The following is a 1999-nucleotide window of genomic DNA, read 5'->3' on the forward strand; positions in this document are numbered from 1 at the left end:
GTCCGGCGCCGGCTCCGGCGTCCCGTTCCGCGTCCCGTCGGGTCCCGCGTCCCGCGCGTCGCCCGGCGAACGGCCGTCCGCCGCTTCGCCCGCTTCGTTGCCCGCCTCGTTCTCGCTGGTCACGTTGGCTCTCTGCTCCTGTTTCCGGCCAGCCCCACCCGGGGGCGCCCACCTGCCGCATCCTAGAACGACGCACCGCTGTGCGATGATCGTCACCGCTCGCCCCGATTCCGGGACCCGACACCGCAGGACACAACGCAGTTCCCCCGAGGAGCGTTCCCATGGACACCGATCGGCTCGCCGGCACCGTCGCCGGCCTGCTGCCGCGCGCCCGTACCGAACTGGCCGAGTTGGTCTCCTACCGCTCGGTCGCGCTCATCGATCCGGAGCGCTTCCCACCGAGCGAGTCCGACGCCGCCGCCCGCTGGGTCGCGGACGCGCTGACCGCCGAGGGCTTCACGGATGTGCAGTTGCTCGACACCCCGGACGGCACCCGTTCGGTGTACGGCCACCTGCCGGGCCCGGCCGGCGCCCCCACGGTGCTGCTCTACGCCCACTACGACGTACAGCCGCCGCTCGACGAATCGGCGTGGCTCAGCCCGCCGTTCGAACTGACCGAACGCGACGGCCGGTGGTACGGGCGCGGCGCCGCCGACTGCAAGGGCGGCGTCCTCATGCACCTGACCGCCCTGCGCGCCCTGCGCGAGAACGGCGGCGTGCCGGTCTCGGTCAAGGTCATCGTGGAGGGCTCGGAGGAGCAGGGCACCGGCGGGCTGCAGCAGTACGCCGAGCAGCACCCGGAGTTGCTGGCGGCCGACACGATCGTCATCGGCGACGTCGGCAACTTCCGCGTCGGCCTGCCCACGGTCACGGCCACCCTGCGCGGCATGACGATGCTGCGCGTGCAGGTGGACGCGCTGGCGGGGAACCTGCACTCGGGCCAGTTCGGCGGCGCCGCCCCCGACGCCCTCGCCGCGCTCATCCGGATCCTCGACTCGCTGCGCGGCCCCGACGGCTCGACGACGGTCGACGGCCTGGCGCCCGGCTCCCGGTGGGACGGCCTGGCGTACCAGGAGGAGAGCTTCCGCCAGGACGCCAAGGTGCTGGACGGGGTCGAGCTGATCGGCTCGGGCAGCGTCGCGGACCGCATCTGGGCGAGCCCCGCGGTGACGGTGGTCGGCATGGACGTCCCCTCGGTGGCCGAGGCCACGCCCTCGGTGCAGGCCACCGCCGCGGCGCTGGTGAGCCTGAGGCTGCCGCCCGGCCACGACGCGGCCTCGGCGACGGAGCGGCTGACCGCGCACTTCGAGGCGCACGCGCCCTGGGGCGTGCGGGTGACCACCGAGCCGTACGGCTCGGGCGAGCCGTTCCGCGCCGATGTCACCAGCCCCGCGTACCGCGCGATGGCCGAGGCGATGCGCGCCGCGTACCCGGGCGAGGAGATGCAGGTCGCCGGGCAGGGCGGCACGATCCCCCTGTGCAACACCCTGGCCGAGTTGTACCCGCGGGCCGAGATACTGCTGATCGGGCTCTCCGAGCCGGAGGCGCAGATCCACGCGGTGAACGAGAGCGTGTCGCCGGAGGAGTTGGAGCGGCTGTCGTTCGCCGAGGCGCTGTTCCTGCACGGGTACGCGGCCGGGCGCACGGACTGAGGCAGCGGGCCGGCGGCACCGGACGGCTCCGGTGCGCCGGCCCGCGGGCGGCCGTCAGGCGACGTCCGTGAGCCGGGCGAAGACGACGACGTTGCCCTCGTAGCCGGGGTCGTCCCCCTCGCGGTAGCCGCCGCCGCAGGTGAGTACGCGCAGTTCGGCGCGGTCGGTGTCGCCGTAGACGCGCCGGCTGGGGAAGGCGTCGGCGTCGAAGACCTCGACGGCGTAGACGGTGAACTCCGCCGTGCGCCCGTCCTCCCGGTCGACCTTGACGACCTCGCCGCGCTTCAGGCCGCCGAGGCGGTAGAAGACGGCGGGCCCGGCCGCGTCGTCGACGTGCCCGGTGACCA

2 protein-coding genes are annotated in these 1999 nt (G+C 74.3%); one reads left to right on the forward strand and one right to left on the reverse strand.

The annotated features are described in order from the left end of the window. The first annotated feature begins 281 nt into the window (after positions 1–281). The gene (locus H5J30_RS29810) at positions 282–1652 is read left to right on the forward strand and encodes a dipeptidase (RefSeq protein WP_181790467.1); all 1371 of its coding nucleotides are present in this window, start codon (positions 282–284) and stop codon (positions 1650–1652) included. A 54-nt stretch (positions 1653–1706) separates the two neighbouring features. Here the strand turns inward: H5J30_RS29810 and H5J30_RS29815 are convergent. After that, a partial coding sequence (locus H5J30_RS29815; RefSeq protein ID WP_181790469.1) for a sortase domain-containing protein occupies positions 1707–1999 on the reverse strand: 293 nt, incomplete at its 5' end.

The organism is Streptomyces phytophilus, from assembly GCF_013870535.1.
GTDB lineage: Bacteria > Actinomycetota > Actinomycetes > Streptomycetales > Streptomycetaceae > Streptomyces > Streptomyces phytophilus.

What these genes read in the sequence shown, in the direction of transcription:
- H5J30_RS29810 (WP_181790467.1), top strand. Translation starts at nt 282, where the DNA reads ATGGACACCGATCGGCTCGCCGGCACCGTCGCCGGCCTGCTGCCGCGC.